Source organism: Halomonas sp. SIMBA_159 (assembly GCF_046536035.1).
In the GTDB taxonomy this organism is placed as follows: Bacteria; Pseudomonadota; Gammaproteobacteria; order Pseudomonadales; family Halomonadaceae; genus Vreelandella; species Vreelandella venusta_A.
The window spans coordinates 1-18,339 of sequence record NZ_JAWJBT010000033.1; the positions used below are offsets into that span (position 1 = coordinate 1).

Here is an 18,339-nt window from a genome sequence, read left to right on the forward strand (position 1 = left end):
CCGCTGGTAACGCTTGGCGTCCCCGGCAGCGGATGCGTACTTTACGGATTCGCGGCCGGGTTGGCAAGAGGGTTTTGTAAAAAAACTCCAATATTGTTCTGATACCTTATAGCGCCACTTTAACAGCCCTCTATTAAGAGGACTGGTCAATAGCAGCAATCCCGCTAGATACCAGCGATTCCGAGCTAAGGTCGGCAATGGTTCGCGCTCCTGTTAGCGTCATCGCTACCTTCATCTCTTTCTCAAACAGCTCCAGCAGGTGAGCAACGCCCGCCTCTCCTGCCGTGGCCAATGCATAGATAAACGCACGGCCTATTAATGCAGTGTCTGCCCCCATGGCAATCATCCGCACCACATCTAACCCGCTGCGCACCCCAGAGTCGGCCAAAATCGCCAGATCACCTTTAACAGCATCGGCAATAGCAGGTAGCGCTCGCGCGGTAGAAGGCACACCATCTAACTGCCGACCGCCATGATTCGACACCACAATGCCATCGGCACCAAAACGCACCGCATCGCGAGCATCTTCAGGGTCGAGGATACCCTTGATAATCATCGGGCCATCCCAGAACTCACGAATCCACTCAAGATCCTTCCACGAGATCGCGGGGTCAAAGTTATTGCCAAGCCAGGCAATGTAATCCTCAAGCTCTGTGGGCTTACCTCGGTAATCAGACACATTGCCAAGGTCGTGGGGACGGCCATGAATACCAACGTCCCACGCCCATAAAGGATGCATCGCTGCCTGCAGCATGCGTTTCATAGGGCCATTCTTACCGCTCATCCCAGAGTGAGCGTCTCGATAGCGCGCCCCAGGCACCGGCATATCAACGGTAAAAATCAGCGTCTTCACGCCTGCCTCTTTCGCCCGCTCCAGCACATGCTTCATAAAGCCACGGTCTTTCAGTACATAGAGCTGAAACCAGATGGGGCGCTCCACGGCAGCGGCCACTTCAGCAATCGGGCACACGGACACGGTCGATAGTGTAAAAGGTATCCCCTTTTTCGTTGCCGCACACGCTGCCTGTACTTCACCGCGGCGTGCATACATTCCGGCCAGCCCAACGGGTGCCAAAGCAATGGGCATCGCTAGCTTTTCACCAAACAGCTCAGTTTCAAGAGAAAGCGATGACATATCTTTTAATACACGCTGACGCAGCGCGACATCGCGAAGATCGTCCACATTGCGCCGCAACGTATGCTCGGCGTATGAACCGCCATCGGCATAGTGAAAAAGAAAAGGCGGAAGGCGTCGTTTGGCGGCTTGCCGATAGTCCGTAGAGGCTGAAATGATCATGACGTGCCCTATGCAATGGAAGCGTTGTTGTAAGTAGCCATTAATAAGCAGCGATTAAGAGTAGGCGATAATCAGCTCACGACGACGCTCGAATCACACATGCCGTCAAAATCCCTACACACGCAAGAAGCAGTATTGGTATTACCAATTTACAAGAGTAACTTGTCAACGTTAATGAGATGACACGAGCGTGTCAAACGAAGATGGCTGCCAGCGCGTCTTAAGCGCCTATACTTTAGTTCAAATACATAGGCTGCTTGATAATTGCCCATGAACGCCGCCATGACGCTTGAGCAAGATAATGAAACGCTCTATTATTGGTCTTACCAATTAAAGGAGCATTTTTCAATGACCTATCCACCGCTCCGCCAGCAGCGCCTCGCCGATGTCATTACCGAGCGCTTAGAAGCCATGATCCTAGAGGGCAGCCTAAAGCCTGGCCAGCGTTTGCCGCCTGAAAGAGAGCTTGCCGAGCGTTTTGGCGTCTCGCGGCCATCGTTGCGAGAAGCGATTCAAAAACTGGCGGCTCGCGGCCTGCTCACTAGCCGCCAAGGTGGCGGTACGTTCGTGAACGAGACGCTGAATAACGGCTATACCGATCCGTTGTTGGAAATGCTCTCCCGCCATAATGAGTTCCATTTAGACCTGCTGGAATTCCGCGATGCCATGGAGGGAATTTCTGCCTACTACGCAGCCCTGCGCTCCACGCCTGCCGATAAAGCTGTGCTGATCCAGCGATTTGAAGAGCTTGACGGTGGCTTTGTGGGGGCCGATCCGGCTCAGGAAGCAAAACTAGACGCCGCCTTTCACCTAGCCATTGCCGAAGCCGCGCACAACGTACTGCTGTTACACACCATTCGCGGTATTTTCCATTTGCTAGAACAGAGCATCGTGGACAATTTGGCGCATCTGTTTGCTAAACCCGACTCACGCACCCAATTGATGAAGCAGCACCGTGCCTTGCTAGATGCCATTTTAGAAGGCCGTGCTGAAGATGCTCGCACCCGCGCCCATGAACACTTGGTGTACGTGGAAGAGGGCCTGCTTGAAATGGCCAGAGCCGAAACACGGGCTCAGCGCGCTCTACGCCGCGCCCAAGGCACCGGCAGTACCGCATGAGCAGTGACGTCAGCCACACCGGGCGGCACTGGCGACGGCTATGGCTCATCGCTATTCCGATAGGGCTACTGCTGTGTATGTGGCAAGCCGCGCAGCTCGCCCGTGAGCAGGCACTTTCAAACCTTCAAGATGATGCCGAAAACGAATTACGCCTCTCAGCCGCCAACTTAAACGGCTACCTGCTTCGCTACGACTATCTGCCACAAATGCTCGCCACACGAGAAGGCGTACAGCGTTTTCTAGACTCCCCCGACAGCCAAGACTCCATGCCGCTCAACCTGCTGCTGGATCGCTTTCGCTTTACGTCGGGAGTCTCAGATGTCTACCTGCTTGACCGGAATGCCGACACCATTGCCGCCAGTAACTGGCATCGTCCTAACACCTTTATTGGCCAGAACTACGCGTTTCGCAGCTACTACTCCGATGCTATCGCCGGTGGCCAAGGGCGCTTTTTTGGCTTAGGCATTCAGTCGCTTGAGCGCGGCTACTATTTCTCCTCGCCGGTTTGGCTGGACGATACCTCTCCCGATGCTAAGCCGGATGGCGTGATTGTCGTCAAGGTGCTGCTGGATGACGTGGAAGAGAGCTGGGCAGAGCAGGATGCTGAGCTATTTGTCTCTGACAGCGACAACATTATCTTTATGGCCAGCCACCCAGGGCTGCGCATGAATGCACTGTATCCGCTTAGCGATGAGCAGCGTGAAGCGCTCAGGGCTACCCGCCGCTATGCGCTGGAGCCATTAACGCCGTCGGGCATTCAGCTTGAGACCCCTTACGGCCCAGGCAGCCACTTGGTGAGCTTTGACCATGGCCCGCTAAGCGGTGGCCGTTACTTAAGCCTGACCCGCCCTATTCCTGAATTTGGCTGGCAGATGCACATTCTTAAGCCACTCACCCCGGTCATCAACGCCCAGTGGATCGCGGCCCTCATGGCAGGAGGCTTATACGGCGTGGTCGCGCTGGCGGGTGGCATTGGTTGGCAGCGCCTGCGGCTGCGTCGTGAGCGCGAAGCCTTTGCCGAGCGTGAACGTAAAACGTTAGCCCGCGTGCGAGATGAGCTTGAAGTCAGCGTCGAGCGTCGTACCCGCGACTTAGTCGCCAGCAACCAACGCCTCTCTGATGAGATTGAAGAGCGCCGGCGCGCCGAGGCCAACTTACGCCAAACCCAGGATGAGCTTATTCAAGCCGCGAAGCTGGCCGTGCTTGGCCAGTTAGCTGCTGGGATTAATCACGAGCTCAACCAACCCTTAGCAGCGATTCGTGCCTATGCTGAAAACGCTCGGCGCTTTATTGAGCTATCCAGGATTGAAAGCGCCGACGCCAATTTAGCGCAGATTGTCGAGCTTACCGAACGAATGGCCGATATCAGCGCCCAGCTACGCCAGTTCTCTCGCAAAAGCAGCGAGCGCCAAGAAACCATCTCTGTTCAGGCGTGTATTGAGTACGCGCTACGCCTCTTTCATAGCCGACTGCGCGATGATGGCATCCACGTGGTGCAGCAGTGGCCTGACGAGACACTCTGGGTTGAAGGTGACTTAGTGCGGCTAGAACAAGTGCTCGTTAACTTAATCGGCAATGCCGTGCAGGCGATGAAAGAAATTGAACAGCCCGTCTTAACCCTCAGCGCCGATGTGCACAAAGAGCAGGTCGTCATTAGCGTGTTGGACAGCGGACCGGGGATAGCGACCGACCACCTTGGGCATATTTTTGAACCCTTTTTTACCACTAAAGCACCCGGCAGCGGGTTAGGGCTAGGACTCTCTATTTCCTCGCGTATTATGGAAGACCTTGGCGGCAAACTGCAGGCCACGAATCACGCCACGGGAGGTGCCTGCTTCACGGTCAACTTGCCGCGCTCAAAGGCCCCGGAGCCATCGGCTGCCCGCCTAAAACAGGAGAATCAACCCTATGCATGAGCCGTCGACGCTGCCGGTCATGGTGATCGACGACGAACCGCATCTGCGTATCACCGCCAGCCAAACGTTAGAACTTGCGGGCTACACGCCCCACTGCTTTGAATCGGCCGAGCAAGCGCTGGCCGCCCTGCCGGCGAACTTTCCCGGAGTGATTGTCAGTGACATCCGCATGCCGGGCATGGATGGCATGGCGCTTCTGCATGAGCTACATAGCCGCGATGCCACTCTGCCGATCATCCTGATCACCGGCCATGGCGATATCTCCACCGCCGTTGAGGCGATGCGGGCAGGCGCCTGGGATTTTCTAGAAAAGCCTTTTGCCGGCGACCAACTCTTGGACGTGGTGAGGCGCGGGATCGAAAAGCGCCAGCTAAGCTTAGAGAACCTGCGTTTAAAAGCCGAGCTGGAAGTTCAGCAGGCCGCACTTGGCCCCCGCCTTGTTGGCCGTACCCAGGTCATCTCACGGCTTGCCGCGATGATTCAGCGCATCAGCCAAGTCGAAGCGGACGTGCTGCTCTTTGGCGAAACGGGCACCGGCAAAGACTTGGTCGCCCGGGCCATTCACGAGCGCAGCGCACGGCGTAACAGTCCGTTTATGGCCATCAACTGCGGTGCGGTGCCAGAAAACACCATCGAATCAGAGCTGTTTGGCCATGAGAAAGGCGCGTTTACGGGAGCAGTGGAGCGGCGCATTGGTAAGTTCGAACACGCCAATGGCGGCACGGTCTTTCTCGATGAGATCGAGTCGATGCCACTGGCTTTGCAGGTAAAGCTGCTGCGCGTGTTGCAAGAGCGTAGCGTGGAGCGCCTAGGGGCCAACGAAGCGGTGCCGCTCAACATACGGGTCATTGCGGCCACCAAAGTAGACCTAAAAGTCGCCGCTGAAGAGGGCCGCTTTCGCGAGGATCTTTACTACCGGCTGAACGTCGTGACGCTCCCGCTGCCTGCCCTACGGGAAAGGCGGGAAGATATCCCGCTGCTGTTTCAGCACTTTGCGGTGGTGGCCGCTAACCGCAGTGGCTTAGAAGCGCCCACCCTGGATAGCCACGCGGTCGCTGCGCTACTGGCCCACGACTGGCCCGGCAATGTTCGCGAGCTGCGTAATCTGGCCGAACGCTATGTACTGTTAGGCGCAGCGTTTGATTACCGCCTGGATGTGCTGTTGGAAGGCGTGGCGGCCGATACACAAGAGCCCACCCTGCCACGCCAAGTAGAGCTGTTTGAAAAGAGTTTGATTAGCCAATCATTGGCCCGCCACCATGGCCGCGTTACCGATGTCTGCCGCCACTTAGGCATTCCCCGTAAAACGTTTTACGACAAGCTCAAGAAACACGGCCTTAGCGCAGACGACTACCGCCACAGCAGCGAGCCCTGATGAAACAGCTCTAGCAACACCCCCCACGGCGGCACCCACGGGGTCAGCACCAGCAGCGCAATCAGCATCAATACGTTAGAGAGGGGGCGACGACCATCGCCCAGCTTAAGCGCCGTACCAAACGAGCGCTTAAGCCGCGCCCCTTCCAAGTCAACGCTAAACAGCTCATCTAAACTCAAGTGAATAAGGAACCCAAACAACACCGCCGCCCCATGGGACCACGCTAACCACGCTGGCTGGGCCAGCAAATGGTAGCTCAACGCAGCGGTGGCTAACGCACACAGCATTGCCGCCATCAACGAATGCCAAATCCCCCGATGAACGGTCAGGCGTGAAAACAGCACGGATGCTAAATAGCGCACCGAAAAATAGATACCGCCACACGCCACCAGCAGCAGCCCCGGCGTTAACCACGGCTGCAGCAACAGCACCCCCAGCACCAGCGAAGGCACTGATAAGATATTAAAAATCAGCCGGATAGAGCGAGAACGGTCAGCATCAATGTCGGGCAGAATACCGCCAAAGGCCACCAGGGCAATGACCAGCAGCGCTTGCGGGGCCACCCACCACTGCGCCTGCCAGCCAACGTAAGCCATTAGCGTGCCGCCCGCTGCTGCTACCGTTATATGCGTGCGAAAATTAGCCATGTCGCGGCACCCTGGAAAACTGGATAAATTACCAGATTTTCAGTGCGCACAACATGGCTATGTTAGAAAAAAGAGTGGTAAGGCAATCGCTTAGCGAACTTCGGCGGCTTCCATAAGGAACTGATCTTTTAACTTAACGTAATTGCCTGCGGTGTAGGGAAAGAAGGCACGCTCTTTCTCCTTAAGCGGGCGCAGCGCCTTCGCTGGGTTACCGGCATAAACGTAGCCGCTTTCCAGCCGTTTACCCGGTGTCACCACCGCGCCAGCGGCAATAATCACATCGTCTTCAACCACTGCGCCATCCATCACGATGGCGCCCATACCCACCAAAATACGGTTGCCTAGCGTGCAGCCATGCAGGATGGCTTTATGGCCGATGGTGACATCATCGCCAATGGAGAGCGGAAAACCATCGGGGTTGAAGTCACTTGCATGAGTGATGTGCAGCACGCTGCCATCTTGAACGCTGGTGCGCGCACCGATGGTAATGCGGTGCATATCGCCACGGATCACCGTCATTGGCCACACTGAGCAGTCATCGCCTAGCGTGACATTACCGATGACTACGCTGGCGGGGTCGATATACACCCGGTCCCCCAACTGAGGCGACATCCCGTGAAACGTTCGTAGGGCACTGCTCATGGCACTCTCCTTTAAAGAACACAGCGTTTAACAACGACACCTGAACAGGACTATAGCAACCCACCGAGCAGAACAATAAACGTCAGTGGGATCGACACCCAGCGCACAAGATTGCGCCACACCACGTAACCGCCTTCACCAACGCCCAGCGCTTTCACTACTAACGCCTGTGGCATCACCCACGCCGCAAAGGTAGCAATCAACAAACCGCCTAAGGGCAGAAAAATGTCCGGCGGAATACTGCTGACTAGCTCAAAAATATTGCGCCCAAACAGGGGCCTAAATTCTGCCAACGTCGAGAACGAGAATGCCGACAGCAGGCCCAGCAACCAGACGCTGATCGCCACCACGGCGGTAGAAATACTGCGCCGCCAGCCCAGCCCCTGCAGCGTTGCCACCATGGGCTCGGCAAGGTTAATCGCTGATGTCCAGGTGGCCAGCAACAGCAGTAAGAAAAATACGCTGAGCCAGAGCGAGCCCCACGGCAGCTCTGAAAAGGCGATAGGTAACGTGACAAACATCAGCCCCGGGCCATCGGCGGGGTCCATGCCTTGCGCAAACACCACCGAGAAAATCGCGATGCCCGCCAGCAGCGCCACGCTAATATCCAGCACCGCTACCGCAAAAGCCGCCTTCGGCAGGCTCTGTTCATCGGGCATATACGCCCCATACGCCATCAGCGCACAGGCACCGACTGCCAGCGTAAAGAAGGCATGGCCCATGGCGTGCAGAACGACTTCTGCCGTCACGTCTTCAAAAGAGGGCAAAAAGAGCCACGATAACGCCGTGCCAAAGCCACTGGTGGTCGTCGCATAAATGGCTAACAGCAGCAGTAGCCCATAAAGCAGCGGCATCAGCAGGTTATTAAGCCGCTCCAGCCCCTTTGCCACGCCAGCGGCCACCACGGTCATGGTCATAAATAGAAACAGCGAATGGTTAAAGATAAGGAGCCCAGGGTTGGCCAAAAACGCCTCAAAGCCCGCACCGATCTCGGCGGCACTGGCACCGTCAAAATTGCCGTTCACCGAAGCGACTAAAAACTCAATTGACCAACCCGACACCACCGAGTAAAACGACAAAATACAGAACACCGTAAACGCACCAAACAGCCCCAGCCAGCGCCAGTGTCGGGAAGCCCCCGCTTCTGACGCCAATGCGCCTAGGGCTTGCATCGGCCCGCGCCGCCCGGCACGCCCAATGAGGATTTCCGCCATCATCACGGGAATACCCAACAACAGCACAAACGCCACGTAGATCAACAAAAAGGCGGCGCCGCCGTTCTCCCCCGCGACATACGGAAAGCGCCAAATATTACCCAGCCCAACCGCAGCACCTGTTACCGCCAAGATAAAGGCCCGCTTCGACCCCCAGCGCTCTAGCGTTTCACTCATCACTTGCTCCTGCCATGGGTGGCACTTATTGGTGACACTCGCTGATTACGGATACAGAAAGGCGGCAAGACTAGCAGGCGCTTGCGCCCAGGCCAAACGCTTGCGATGCGCCAAGTATTGAAACAGCGCCTCACTGCCCGCACTGTGTCACTATCAGCGTACGTTTCTGTGCGCCCCTAACTTGATTGCTACCGAGGTGCTTATGTCCCGCAACCCGTTGCTAGAGAGCCACGAGCTTCCCCCCTTCGCCGACATTCGTGCCGATCACGTGGTGCCCGCCGTGGAAACGCTGCTCGATGAGAGCCGCGAAGCCATCGACCGCCTTGCCCAACAGGCCGCTACCACACCCCCAGCGTGGGACAACTTTGCCGCGCCGCTGGAAGCGGTGAACGACCGCCTTTCCCAAGCCTGGTCGCCGGTATCGCATCTTAACGGCACCATGAACACCCCCGAACTGCGTGACGCCTACCAAGCCTGCCTGGAAAAACTCTCTGCGTTTGGCACCTGGGTCGGTCAGCACGAAGGGCTGTTTAAGGGCTGGCAGGCGTTGAAAGAGAGCGAGAGCTGGGCAACGTTAACAGGCGCCCAGCAGCGCACGGTGGATAACGCCCTGCGCGATTTCCGTCTGGCCGGGGTCGACCTGCCGGCGGATAAGAAGGCCCGTTACGGCGAGATTCAGTCCCGCCTCTCTACGCTTTCTAACCAGTTTTCTAATAACGTGCTGGACGCCACCCAAGCGTGGCATAAAGATATTCAGGATCGCGAGGCACTGGCAGGCGTTCCCGACAGCGCCTTGGAAACCCTCAAAGCCCTGGCAGAAGCCAAAGGCGCTGAGGGCTATCGCATTACGCTGGATTTCCCCAGTTTCTACCCGATTGTCAGCTACGCCGACAGCCGCGAGCTGCGCGAGGAAGTGTATACCGCTTTTGTGACCCGTGCCTCCGACCAGGGGCCCAATGCGGGCAAGTTCGACAACGCCCACATTTTGGAAGAGATTCTGGCCCTGCGTCAGGAACTGGCGCGCCTGCTCGGCTTCGACACCTACGCCGACTACTCGCTGATCACTAAAATGGCAGACTCCCCCACTCAGGTGCTGGACTTCTTGGAAGACCTCGCCCGCCGAGCGAAACCACAGGCGAAGGAGGAGTTTGCCGAGCTAAGTGCCTATGCCCGTGATGAGCTTGGCATCGATTCTCTTAAACCTTGGGATGTCGCTTATGCCAGCGAAAAGCTGCGCGAAGCGCGCTACGATATTTCCCAAGAGCAGCTGCGGCCTTACTTCCCCGCGCCCCGGGTTGTCGACGGCTTATTCCAGGTCGTTGAGCGTCTCTATAACGTTCAAATAGAGCAGGATAATAGCGCTCCGAGCTACCACGGCGACGTCCACTTTTACCGAATCAGCGAGCAGGGCAAACCGATTGCCGGTTTTTACTTAGATCTCTACGCCCGTGAAGGCAAGCGTGGCGGCGCGTGGATGGCTGACTGCCGGGTACGTCGTCAAACCGAGAGCGGCGTGCAGCTACCGGTGGCGTTTTTGACCTGTAACTTCACCGCGCCGGTGGGCGGCAAGCCTGCGCTGCTGACCCATGATGAAGTGACCACGCTGTTCCACGAGTTTGGCCATGGTTTGCACCATATGCTGACCAAGCAAGACGTGGCCGACGTGTCAGGCATCAACGGCGTGGCCTGGGATGCGGTTGAGCTGCCCAGCCAGTTTATGGAGAACTACTGCTGGGAGCGGGAAGGTCTCGACCTGCTAGCCAAGCATGTAGAAACCGGCGAACCGCTGCCGGAAGTACTGTTTGAGCGCTTACAAGCGGCTAAAAACTTCCAGTCCGCTATGGGCATGATGCGCCAAATTGAGTTTTCCCTGTTTGACGTGCGCCTTCACCACGAGCTGGAAGCCCCCTCGGCCAGCGATGTACAAACGCTGCTAAACGATGTTCGCAGCCAAACCTCCGTCGTCCCTGTGGTGGATTTTAACCGCTTCCAAAATAGCTTCAGCCATATTTTTGCAGGCGGCTATGCGGCGGGCTATTACAGCTATAAATGGGCAGAAGTGCTCTCCGCCGATGCCTGGAGCGCGTTTGAAGAGGCCGGTATTTTCGACCCGACCACTGGCCAACGCTTCCGGGAGGAGATATTGGAACAGGGTGGCGCTCGTGATGCCGCGGAACTGTTCCTCGCCTTCCGAGGCCGCGAGCCCAGTGTAGAGCCGCTGCTTCGCCATAGCGGTATTCGCGCCGCATAAGCTGTCTGTTTTTTATCCGGTGCGGCGGCCTCGCCGCCGCACATTGGGAGAGTAGGTATGTCGACCGTTAAACGCTTTATTGCAGGTGTTATCTGCCCACGCTGTGCAGCCATGGATCGCATCCGCGCTTGGGAACAAAACAGCATTCGCTACCGTGAGTGTGTGAGCTGTGATTTTTTCGAGCAGCTGCCTATCGAAGATGAATCAACTCCGGAACTCACTACCCGCGTTAACCAAGTGCGCGACGAACAAAAAGTTCAAGATGTACAGCCCGTGCGCATTCTTGATCCAGGTAAAAAGAAGTAACTCCGCTGCCGTCTTCATCATTGAATCCACGTCGATAAAAGTGTGCGAATAACCGCACACTTGCTCTCGCAAAACGTGCGAAAAACCAGACACTTCCTCTTTTTTGCTTTTCAACCAAAGTTGAAGAGCAAATTTTTAATGCCTTGTTTTCAATAGACAACTGCTTATTTGGCACAAGTATCGCTCTGTATAAGCTGCTTAATGATGAAGCACTGGCGGTGTTAACCACCCGCCAGACGATAATCCCAATAACAGCTTAGGAAATCTCGCCATGCGCAATACGATGCCAAAAACCATCGCCCTGCTCGCAGGCAGCGCGCTACTTGCTGCAGGCACTGCCCATGCGGACCGCTCCGACTGGCCCTCTAACTTCACAGTAGGTACCGCAAGCCAAGGCGGCACCTACTTCGTTTACGGCTCTGGCTGGGCCAACTTCATTGCTGACGAGCTAGGTGTTTCTGGCGGCGGCGAAGTCACTGGCGGCCCGACCCAAAACCTGGCGCTGGTGCACACCGGTGATATGGCCTTCGGCCTGACCACCATGGGCCCTGCATCGGATGCTCTGAAAGGCGAAAGCCCTTTGGCACCGGGTATGGTGATGGATAACGTGTGTGCGCTGTTCCCGATGTATGAAACACCGTTCTCTATTACGGCGCTCTCCAGCTCCGGTATTACCTCTATCTCCGACATTCCTGATGGCGCACGCATCGGCTTTGGCCCGGCGGCTTCTACGTCCGACACCTATTTCCCAGCAATGCTGGAAACCCTGGGCGTGAACTTCGAGCGTCGTAACGGCGGCTGGTCTGACCTGGGCGGTCAGCTTCAGGATGGCCTGCTGGACGTTGTTGCCTTCGCTGCAGGTATTCCGATTCCTGCCGTTAGCCAGCTTGAAGTACAAACCGATGTGAACATCATCGAGTTTACCGAAGAAGAGCTGGCCACCGTGCTAGATGCCTTCCCGGTCGCTGAGTTCACCATTCCGGCAAGCACTTACACCACGCTGGAAGAAGACGCACGCGCCGTCTCCATGTGGAACTTCGCGATTGCTGGCTGTGATCTGCCCGAAGACTTCGTTTATGAAGTAACCAAGGTCACGATGGAAAACAATGATCGTATGCGCGACGTACACCGCAGTGCTGAAACCAGCATTCCGGAGAACATCGTGCACAACAGCGTACTGCCATTCCATCCGGGTGCAGCTCGCTGGTACGAAGAGAACGGTTATGACATCTCTGACGACATGATCAAGTAAGCACCACGCTCCATCGCGCTGCCCCGTTACCGACCCTGTCGGGCGGGGCAGCGTTTGCTCCTGCCCCTTTCTCTGCTTTTGCTGTGAGGGTGACCTCTGATGAGTCACAATACCGACCAAGATCCCAACGGCCTCAAGGATGACGCCTTAGCTGCTTCATCAACGCCAGAATCGATTGCTGATGGCGTCGATGAAGAAGTTGTTGAGGGCAACCGCCGCCTGTTTGTTGGCTGGCAATTCTTTTTATTTGCTGCACTGGCGATTGCCTATTCAGGCTTCCACCTGTTTTCGCTCAATGTGTACCCCATGGAAACCTGGTCGTTTCGTATCGTACACATCGCCGGTGCGTTGATTTTGGGTTACGGGCTGTTTGCCGGTGCCCGCTTTGCTGAAGATGACCAGCAAGCCTCCCCCGCTTGGCTAAAATGGGTGAGCTATGCGTTATTAGCGCCAGCGGTTTACTCGCTGGTGCAAGTATTTTTGATGCAGCAAACCATCAACGGCGGTGCCATGCGCATCGACCCCGCGGTTGAAACGTTGCACTTTGGCTACCCGCTGATGGCCACCACCGCAGGTGCCATTGTGCTGTCCTGGTTCTACCGTCAGGCACGCCACCGGTTTAATCCTGCCGATTTGGTATTGATGGTGTGTGCACTGGCCAGCGCCGGTTACCTGCTGATGGCGTTTAATACCAGCATGCGGATGTCCACCGGCACCTCGTTTGCGCCTCCTGGCATCTCTTGGGCCGCCATTGCCGGTTCATTGCTGATTCTAGAATTGACTCGCCGGGTGGCAGGGTTGGCGCTGGTAGTGATTTCCGCCATCTTCCTCGCCTACGTATTTGCAGGCCCACACCTGCCCGGCTTCCTAGGCTACCCTGGCCTGTCGGTACAGCGCTTCTTTAGTCAGGTGTATACCGATGCGGGCATTCTTGGCCCGACGACGGCGGTCTCCTCTACTTATATTATTCTGTTCATCATTTTTGCCGCCTTCTTGCAGGCGTCTAAAGTGGGTGACTACTTCGTCAATTTCGCCTTTGCTGCTGCAGGCCGCGCCCGGGGTGGCCCGGCGAAAGTCGCCATCTTCGCTTCTGGCTTGATGGGGATGATTAACGGCACCTCGGCCGGTAACGTGGTATCGACAGGCTCTTTGACCATTCCGTTGATGAAGAAGGTGGGCTACCCCGCCCGTAGCGCAGGTGCCATTGAAGCTGCGGCCTCGACCGGTGGCCAGATTATGCCGCCGATCATGGGCGCAGGCGCATTCATCATGGCAGAAGTGACCGGTATTCCTTATACCGAGATCGCGATTGCCGCGATTATCCCTGCCATTCTCTACTTTGCTTCTATCTACTTTATGGTCGACTTTGAAGCCGCCCGTAAAGGCATGCGCGGTATGCGCAAAGACGAGATTCCGCTGTTCTCGAAGCTGGTGAAACAGGTCTATCTGTTCGCGCCGATCATTATTCTGATTGCAGCGCTGTTCATGGGTTATTCGGTCATTCGTGCCGGCACCCTGGCCACAGCCTCTGCGGCGGTGGTGAGCTGGCTCTCACCCAATAAGATGGGCCTGCGTGCGATTCTGAGAGCGCTGCAACTTGCTGGCACCATGTCGATCCAGATTATTGCCGTGTGTGCCTGTGCGGGTTTGATTGTGGGTGTTATCTCGCTGACCGGCGTTGGCGCGCGCTTCTCTTCACTGTTGCTTGGCTTGGCGGGCGTTAGCCAGCTGTTAGCGCTGTTCTTTGCGATGTTGATCAGCATCATGCTGGGGATGGGCATGCCCACCACGGCGGCGTACGCGGTGGCGGCCTCTGTAGTGGCACCGGGTTTGATCAATATTGGTATTGAACCGCTGACAGCACACTTCTTCGTGTTCTACTTCGCGGTGGTCTCGGCCATTACGCCGCCGGTAGCGTTGGCATCTTACGCGGCGGCCGGTATCTCTGGGGACAACCCCATGGGCACCTCAGTAGCATCGTTCAAGATTGGCCTAGCGGCGTTTATCGTGCCGTTCATGTTCTTCTACAGCCCGGCCATGCTGATGGAAGGCTCCGCCATGCAGATCCTGCGTGTTGGCCTGACCGCGACGCTTGGCATCGTGCTGCTCTCGGGCATGGTTCAGAAGTGGTTCTTCGGCCCGGTGAACTTACCCCAGCGCTTGGTCATGCTGGTCGGTGCCATGTTCTTGATCTACGGCGGCATCTACACTGACATCGCGGGCTTAGCGATTGGTACAGTGCTGTTCATCATGCAGCGCAAGCAGCATGGTGGCAAAGGCAAGGCAACGGCAAGCGCTGCGTAAACCGTCACGTTACTAGAGCCAAGCTACGCACTAGCCGGAACCGAGAGGTTCCGGCTTTTTTATGCGCCTGCCGACCACCACAAAGCGCTCACGTCCTGTCGGCCACCCATAAAAAACCGGCCTGCATCAAGGATGCAGGCCGGTATCATCAACAGGCGACAGCGTTAGCTCAGGTTATCCACCACCTTCAACACCGGGGCTGCCTGATTCAGCGTGTAGAAGTGCAGGCCTGGCGCGCCGCCATCCAACAGGCGTTCACACAGGCGAGTCACTACATCGGTACCGAAGGCGGCAATGGCGTCGCTGTCATCGCCGTAGGCTTCTAACTGCTTGCGAATCCAGCGGGGAATTTCCGCGCCGCAGGCATCGGAAAACCGCGCCAGCTTGGTGTAGTTGGTAATCGGCATGATGCCAGGAATGATCGGCTGCTCAACGCCCAGCGCCCGCGCTTTATCGACGAAGTGGAAATAGGCATCGGCGGTAAAGAAGTACTGGGTAATCGCCATGTTGGCACCCGCATTCATCTTGCGGGCAAAGTTTTCCACATCCTTATCAAGGCTGGGGGCCTGTGGATGAGATTCCGGGTACGCCGCTACCGCGATGTCGAAGTGGTCGCCTGTCTCGTCACGAATGAACTCTACCAATTCATTGGCGTAGCGCAGCTCGCCGATACTGGCCATCCCGGAGGGCATGTCACCGCGCAAGGCCACTAGGCTATCGACGCCCTCTTCCCGGTACTGCGCCAGTAAATCGCGCAGCTGTGCCTTTTCGCTGCCGATGCAGGAGAGGTGCGGCGCCGTGGTGATGCCACTTTGGCTAACGGTGCGCACGATATCCCGAGTGCGCGCCTGGGTGGAGCCACCCGCGCCGTAGGTGACCGAGAAAAAACGCGGGTTACGAGCGGCCAGCTCATCACGCACGTGAATTAGCTTCTCCCGACCTGCATCGGTGTTGGGCGGAAAGAATTCAAAGCTAATACCTAACGGATGCTCTTGGCTGCTCATGGTTTATCCTCGCAGTGCGGTAACGTGATCATTATTTAGGGTATTCTCGCTGCTTCGCCGCGCAGCGGCTAATGAAAGATTCCACGGTCGACCTTCAATTCGGCTCATGTTGGCACCACCGCGTCTATCAAGGAGGAGATATGGACTTAGCACCCAGCGCTCTAATGGGCCCGCTGCTTATGCTGTTAGGGTATGTGGGGCTCGGCTTTATTGCCGCCCAACGGTTGAAAATAGACCCGCGCCCGATCGCCACGCTGCTGGTGTACCTGATTGCGCCGCTGACAATTTTTCGCGCGCTGATGAATGGCGGCCCCACCTTAGAGTATTTGGTGCTCACCCTGGCGATGTTTCTATTGGTCAGTGCCATGGCACTGGCCGTGCGCTGGGCTACCCAACACCGCTTTGGCCCGCAGGAAGGCGCGCTGCTGGCGTTCTCCTCTGGCACCGGTAATACCGGCTACTTTGGGCTGCCCGTCGCGCTGATTCTGCTACCGCCGGAAGGGGTGACGCTGTATCTCTTCTGCATGCTGGGCATCAATTTATACGAGTTCACGGTGGGGTTTTATTTGAGCGCCCGGGGCCACTTCTCGGTACGCCAGAGCTTGGCCAAAATTGTTCGTCTGCCGCTGGTCTATGCGTTTCTCTTAGCGCTGCTGCTAAACGCGCTCAACGCCACGCTGTCGGAATCACTGATGAGTTCGTTAGCCGTTTTCCCCGCCACCTATACCCTGCTGGGCATGATGATCATTGGCATGACGTTAAGCCAGGTCACCCTCGCCGCGTGGGATACGCGCTTTGTGGCGACCTGCGTGGGCCTGCGCTATTTGCTCTGGCCGCTGGTAATGCTGGGAGCGGTGCTGGTGCTCCAGCAGTTCACGCCGCTGGCACCAGAGCTGGCGATGGCGCTGCTGCTATTGGGCGTGGTGCCCATGGCCTCTAACGTCGTCGTCGTGGCCATGGAGTTGGGCATTCAGCCGCAGAAAGGCGCGTTGGCGGTACTCACCACCACACTGCTGGCACCGCTGTTGATCCCGCTTTACCTAGGGCTGATGCTGCGGCTCACCGGGCTCGGTTAAAACCCATCGACGCCCGCCTGCTGCAGCTGGCGGGCCATGCGCTGCACGTCTGGATGGCTGAAGAAGGCAACGAGCGCCTCGCTTCGCACCGGGCCAACGCCGGGCACGGCTTGCCAGTCGGATCGAGAGTAACCCGCGAGGGTGTACCAATCCCCCAACCCAGCGTCGCCACCGGGGGGCATTCCCAGCGCCGTCAGCCATGTCGCATAGGGCGCTTGGCGCGCCGTGTCGAACTGTGCCATCAACGCTGCGGCGGTGGTCGCGCCAATACCGTGGGCTTGCTGTAGCTGCTCCGGCGTCAGCTCCAACCAGCCAAGCAGCTCCGTCACCACACCGGCCTCCATCAGCGCCTGCCACGTGCCTTCGCCAATCCCTCGCATGCCCAGCTGCTCGCTGAGATAGGTTAAGCGGGCCAGCAGCTGAGCGCTGCATTCTGGCGCTAGCTCTGATGTGAGTTCTGACGCTCGCTCTGGCGTTAGCGTAAAGCAGCTCAACAGATGGTAGCGCTCGGGCGGTGGGGCGCTTAGGGCGGCTCTTTCGCGGGTTTGCCACACCACGCTGTCTACCTGAGGAATCGTCAGGCCCGCCAACGTCACCGCCACTTGGTCACCTGGGCGCACGTCCCACGCCTGCCAGCGCTCCAGCGAGCCAAGCGACACGCGGCTGATGCGCCGCCCTTCCAGAGTTACCGGGTAGAGCCATAGCAGCGGCGTTACGCGCCCGGTGCGCCCCACCCGAAACTCGACCCCGCGCACCTGAGCAAGCGCCTGCTGAGACGGATACTTCCAGGCCACCGCCCACTCAGGGGGCGATGACGACCAGCGGCGCACGCCAGGGCGCTCAGCCTGTTTTAATACCACGCCGTCGGTGGCAAACGGCAGCGGGCCGTTGAACCACCGCTCGCGCCACTCGGCGGCCGCCTCCTGGCCGCTGATCGAATGGGTGTAATCGGCCGTATCGAACCCCAGCGCCGTCAGTTGCGCCAGCCGTTCAGACATCTGCGTCGGGCCATCCGGCCAGTCCCATACGAATAAGCCGATGCGATTCAGCGTCTCTTGGCTCGGGTCGCGCTGTGCCATGGCACCGGCCACGGCACCTCGGGCACCCGAATCTGGCTGGCGTGCCTGCACGTGGTTCTCCAGCCGCCAGTAAAGCTCGCCCTGCAGCACTGCAGAGACGGGGTCAGGAAGCGTAACGGGCACACCGGGCAGTTGCTGAACCCGCGCCGTCCAATCCTGCCCCCGCTCGCCGTCTCCCCGGCTAACCGCCTCGACAAGCTCCCCGCCCTGGTAACGCAGCGTCACCGCGACGCCATCCACCTTGGGCTGAATCCATAGGTCTTCGCGGCGGCTGGTAAAGCGTCGAATGCCGTCCTCATCGGCTTTAGTCAGCCCCGTTTGAGCGGCCGGATGCGTGCGGGTACCGCTGCTGCTCGTGACGCGGGTCAGTGGCCGATGGGGAGTCGGGGAATCCAAGCAAGCTTGCCAGTTTTCCAACCGTGCCAGCGCCTGATCGTACAGCTCATCGGCAATCAGCGATTCGCCGTTATCATGGTAAGCGCGGTCCCACACTTCGATATGCTCGGCTAGCGCCTGGGTTTCCAGCGCCAGCCGCGCGGCGGGCCAGTCGGGGCACATGTCTGCCTGTGCGGAAAAAGTGACACTCATTAACCAAGCTGCCGCTAGGCTCGCTATTCCTGTCATTCGCCAACCCGACATACGCATCCTCACATGGTGAACGGGAAATTTTTCAGTCCTTA

At 57.7% G+C, this 18,339-nt stretch carries 14 protein-coding genes; 8 read left to right on the forward strand and 6 right to left on the reverse strand.

Annotation, left to right across the window (positions count from 1 at the left end; all coding sequences use genetic code 11):
- Window positions 1-133: 133 nt before the first annotated feature.
- A complete protein-coding gene (gene lldD, locus R0J87_RS17250) occupies window positions 134-1,297 on the reverse strand; it encodes an FMN-dependent L-lactate dehydrogenase LldD (RefSeq protein WP_498887700.1) in 1,164 nt (387 codons plus the stop codon).
- 348 nt (window positions 1,298-1,645) lie between these two features.
- Between lldD and R0J87_RS17255 the strand changes: the two genes are divergently transcribed.
- The 3 genes from R0J87_RS17255 to R0J87_RS17265 are packed head-to-tail and all read left to right on the forward strand — an operon-like array spanning window position 1,646 to window position 5,707.
- The gene (locus R0J87_RS17255; protein ID WP_404344428.1) at window positions 1,646-2,416 is read left to right on the forward strand and encodes a GntR family transcriptional regulator; all 771 of its coding nucleotides are present in this window, start codon (window positions 1,646-1,648) and stop codon (window positions 2,414-2,416) included.
- Window positions 2,413-4,332 carry a sensor histidine kinase gene (locus tag R0J87_RS17260; RefSeq protein WP_498887702.1) on the forward strand — a complete coding sequence of 640 codons (1,920 nt, stop codon included), beginning with the start codon at window positions 2,413-2,415 and terminating at the stop codon, window positions 4,330-4,332. The genes R0J87_RS17255 and R0J87_RS17260 overlap by 4 nt, the downstream gene beginning before the upstream one ends.
- The gene (locus R0J87_RS17265; protein WP_311064317.1) at window positions 4,325-5,707 is read left to right on the forward strand and encodes a sigma-54-dependent transcriptional regulator; all 1,383 of its coding nucleotides are present in this window, start codon (window positions 4,325-4,327) and stop codon (window positions 5,705-5,707) included. Before R0J87_RS17260 ends, R0J87_RS17265 begins: the two co-directional genes overlap by 8 nt.
- On the opposite strand, the gene R0J87_RS17270 is transcribed toward R0J87_RS17265, so the two are convergent.
- The 3 genes from R0J87_RS17270 to R0J87_RS17280 all read right to left on the reverse strand — a co-directional run bounded on the left by R0J87_RS17270 (window position 5,683) and on the right by R0J87_RS17280 (window position 8,387).
- Complete coding sequence (locus tag R0J87_RS17270; protein ID WP_399846163.1) at window positions 5,683-6,354, reverse strand: metal-dependent hydrolase; 672 nt, start codon at window positions 6,352-6,354, stop codon at window positions 5,683-5,685. The genes R0J87_RS17265 and R0J87_RS17270 overlap by 25 nt on opposite strands.
- Window positions 6,355-6,444: 90 nt before the next feature.
- Window positions 6,445-6,996 (reverse strand): gamma carbonic anhydrase family protein, encoded by a 552-nt coding sequence (locus R0J87_RS17275; RefSeq protein WP_498887704.1) that lies wholly within the window; start codon window positions 6,994-6,996, stop codon window positions 6,445-6,447.
- 50 nt (window positions 6,997-7,046) lie between these two features.
- The gene (locus R0J87_RS17280) at window positions 7,047-8,387 is read right to left on the reverse strand and encodes a sodium-dependent transporter (protein ID WP_498887706.1); all 1,341 of its coding nucleotides are present in this window, start codon (window positions 8,385-8,387) and stop codon (window positions 7,047-7,049) included.
- 202 nt (window positions 8,388-8,589) lie between these two features.
- Here R0J87_RS17280 and prlC point away from each other — a divergent pair, with 202 nt between their 5' ends.
- The 4 genes from prlC to R0J87_RS17300 all read left to right on the forward strand — a co-directional run bounded on the left by prlC (window position 8,590) and on the right by R0J87_RS17300 (window position 14,500).
- The gene (prlC, locus tag R0J87_RS17285; RefSeq protein WP_498887707.1) at window positions 8,590-10,638 is read left to right on the forward strand and encodes an oligopeptidase A; all 2,049 of its coding nucleotides are present in this window, start codon (window positions 8,590-8,592) and stop codon (window positions 10,636-10,638) included.
- Between the two features lie 57 nt (window positions 10,639-10,695).
- Window positions 10,696-10,944, forward strand: coding sequence for a YheV family putative zinc ribbon protein (locus R0J87_RS17290; RefSeq protein WP_404464701.1), 249 nt, complete (start codon window positions 10,696-10,698; stop codon window positions 10,942-10,944).
- A 271-nt stretch (window positions 10,945-11,215) separates the two neighbouring features.
- Entirely contained in the window at window positions 11,216-12,196 is a 981-nt protein-coding gene (locus R0J87_RS17295; protein WP_498887708.1) for a TAXI family TRAP transporter solute-binding subunit, read from the forward strand.
- Window positions 12,197-12,295: 99 nt separating this feature from the next.
- Window positions 12,296-14,500, forward strand: a complete 2,205-nt coding sequence (locus tag R0J87_RS17300; protein ID WP_404344421.1) for a TRAP transporter permease — start codon at window positions 12,296-12,298, stop codon at window positions 14,498-14,500.
- Between the two features lie 164 nt (window positions 14,501-14,664).
- On the opposite strand, the gene metF is transcribed toward R0J87_RS17300, so the two are convergent.
- Window positions 14,665-15,504, reverse strand: a complete 840-nt coding sequence (gene metF, locus R0J87_RS17305) for a methylenetetrahydrofolate reductase [NAD(P)H] (RefSeq protein ID WP_044630438.1) — start codon at window positions 15,502-15,504, stop codon at window positions 14,665-14,667.
- A 140-nt stretch (window positions 15,505-15,644) separates the two neighbouring features.
- Between metF and R0J87_RS17310 the strand changes: the two genes are divergently transcribed.
- Window positions 15,645-16,580: an AEC family transporter gene (locus R0J87_RS17310; RefSeq protein ID WP_498887710.1), complete on the forward strand. Its 936-nt coding sequence runs from the start codon at window positions 15,645-15,647 to the stop codon at window positions 16,578-16,580.
- Here R0J87_RS17310 and ligB read toward each other — a convergent pair.
- Window positions 16,577-18,298: an NAD-dependent DNA ligase LigB gene (gene ligB, locus R0J87_RS17315; RefSeq protein WP_498887711.1), complete on the reverse strand. Its 1,722-nt coding sequence runs from the start codon at window positions 18,296-18,298 to the stop codon at window positions 16,577-16,579. The genes R0J87_RS17310 and ligB overlap by 4 nt on opposite strands.
- Window positions 18,299-18,339 lie beyond the last annotated feature (41 nt).

Coding starts and splice junctions, on each gene's coding strand:
- lldD (WP_498887700.1), bottom strand. CDS start 1,297: ATGATCATTTCAGCCTCTACGGACTATCGGCAAGCCGCCAAACGACGC.
- R0J87_RS17255 (WP_404344428.1), top strand. CDS start 1,646: ATGACCTATCCACCGCTCCGCCAGCAGCGCCTCGCCGATGTCATTACC.
- R0J87_RS17260 (WP_498887702.1), top strand. CDS start 2,413: ATGAGCAGTGACGTCAGCCACACCGGGCGGCACTGGCGACGGCTATGG.
- R0J87_RS17265 (WP_311064317.1), top strand. CDS start 4,325: ATGCATGAGCCGTCGACGCTGCCGGTCATGGTGATCGACGACGAACCG.
- R0J87_RS17270 (WP_399846163.1), bottom strand. CDS start 6,354: ATGGCTAATTTTCGCACGCATATAACGGTAGCAGCAGCGGGCGGCACG.
- R0J87_RS17275 (WP_498887704.1), bottom strand. CDS start 6,996: ATGAGCAGTGCCCTACGAACGTTTCACGGGATGTCGCCTCAGTTGGGG.
- R0J87_RS17280 (WP_498887706.1), bottom strand. CDS start 8,387: ATGAGTGAAACGCTAGAGCGCTGGGGGTCGAAGCGGGCCTTTATCTTG.
- prlC (WP_498887707.1), top strand. CDS start 8,590: ATGTCCCGCAACCCGTTGCTAGAGAGCCACGAGCTTCCCCCCTTCGCC.
- R0J87_RS17290 (WP_404464701.1), top strand. CDS start 10,696: ATGTCGACCGTTAAACGCTTTATTGCAGGTGTTATCTGCCCACGCTGT.
- R0J87_RS17295 (WP_498887708.1), top strand. CDS start 11,216: ATGCGCAATACGATGCCAAAAACCATCGCCCTGCTCGCAGGCAGCGCG.
- R0J87_RS17300 (WP_404344421.1), top strand. CDS start 12,296: ATGAGTCACAATACCGACCAAGATCCCAACGGCCTCAAGGATGACGCC.
- metF (WP_044630438.1), bottom strand. CDS start 15,504: ATGAGCAGCCAAGAGCATCCGTTAGGTATTAGCTTTGAATTCTTTCCG.
- R0J87_RS17310 (WP_498887710.1), top strand. CDS start 15,645: ATGGACTTAGCACCCAGCGCTCTAATGGGCCCGCTGCTTATGCTGTTA.
- ligB (WP_498887711.1), bottom strand. CDS start 18,298: ATGTCGGGTTGGCGAATGACAGGAATAGCGAGCCTAGCGGCAGCTTGG.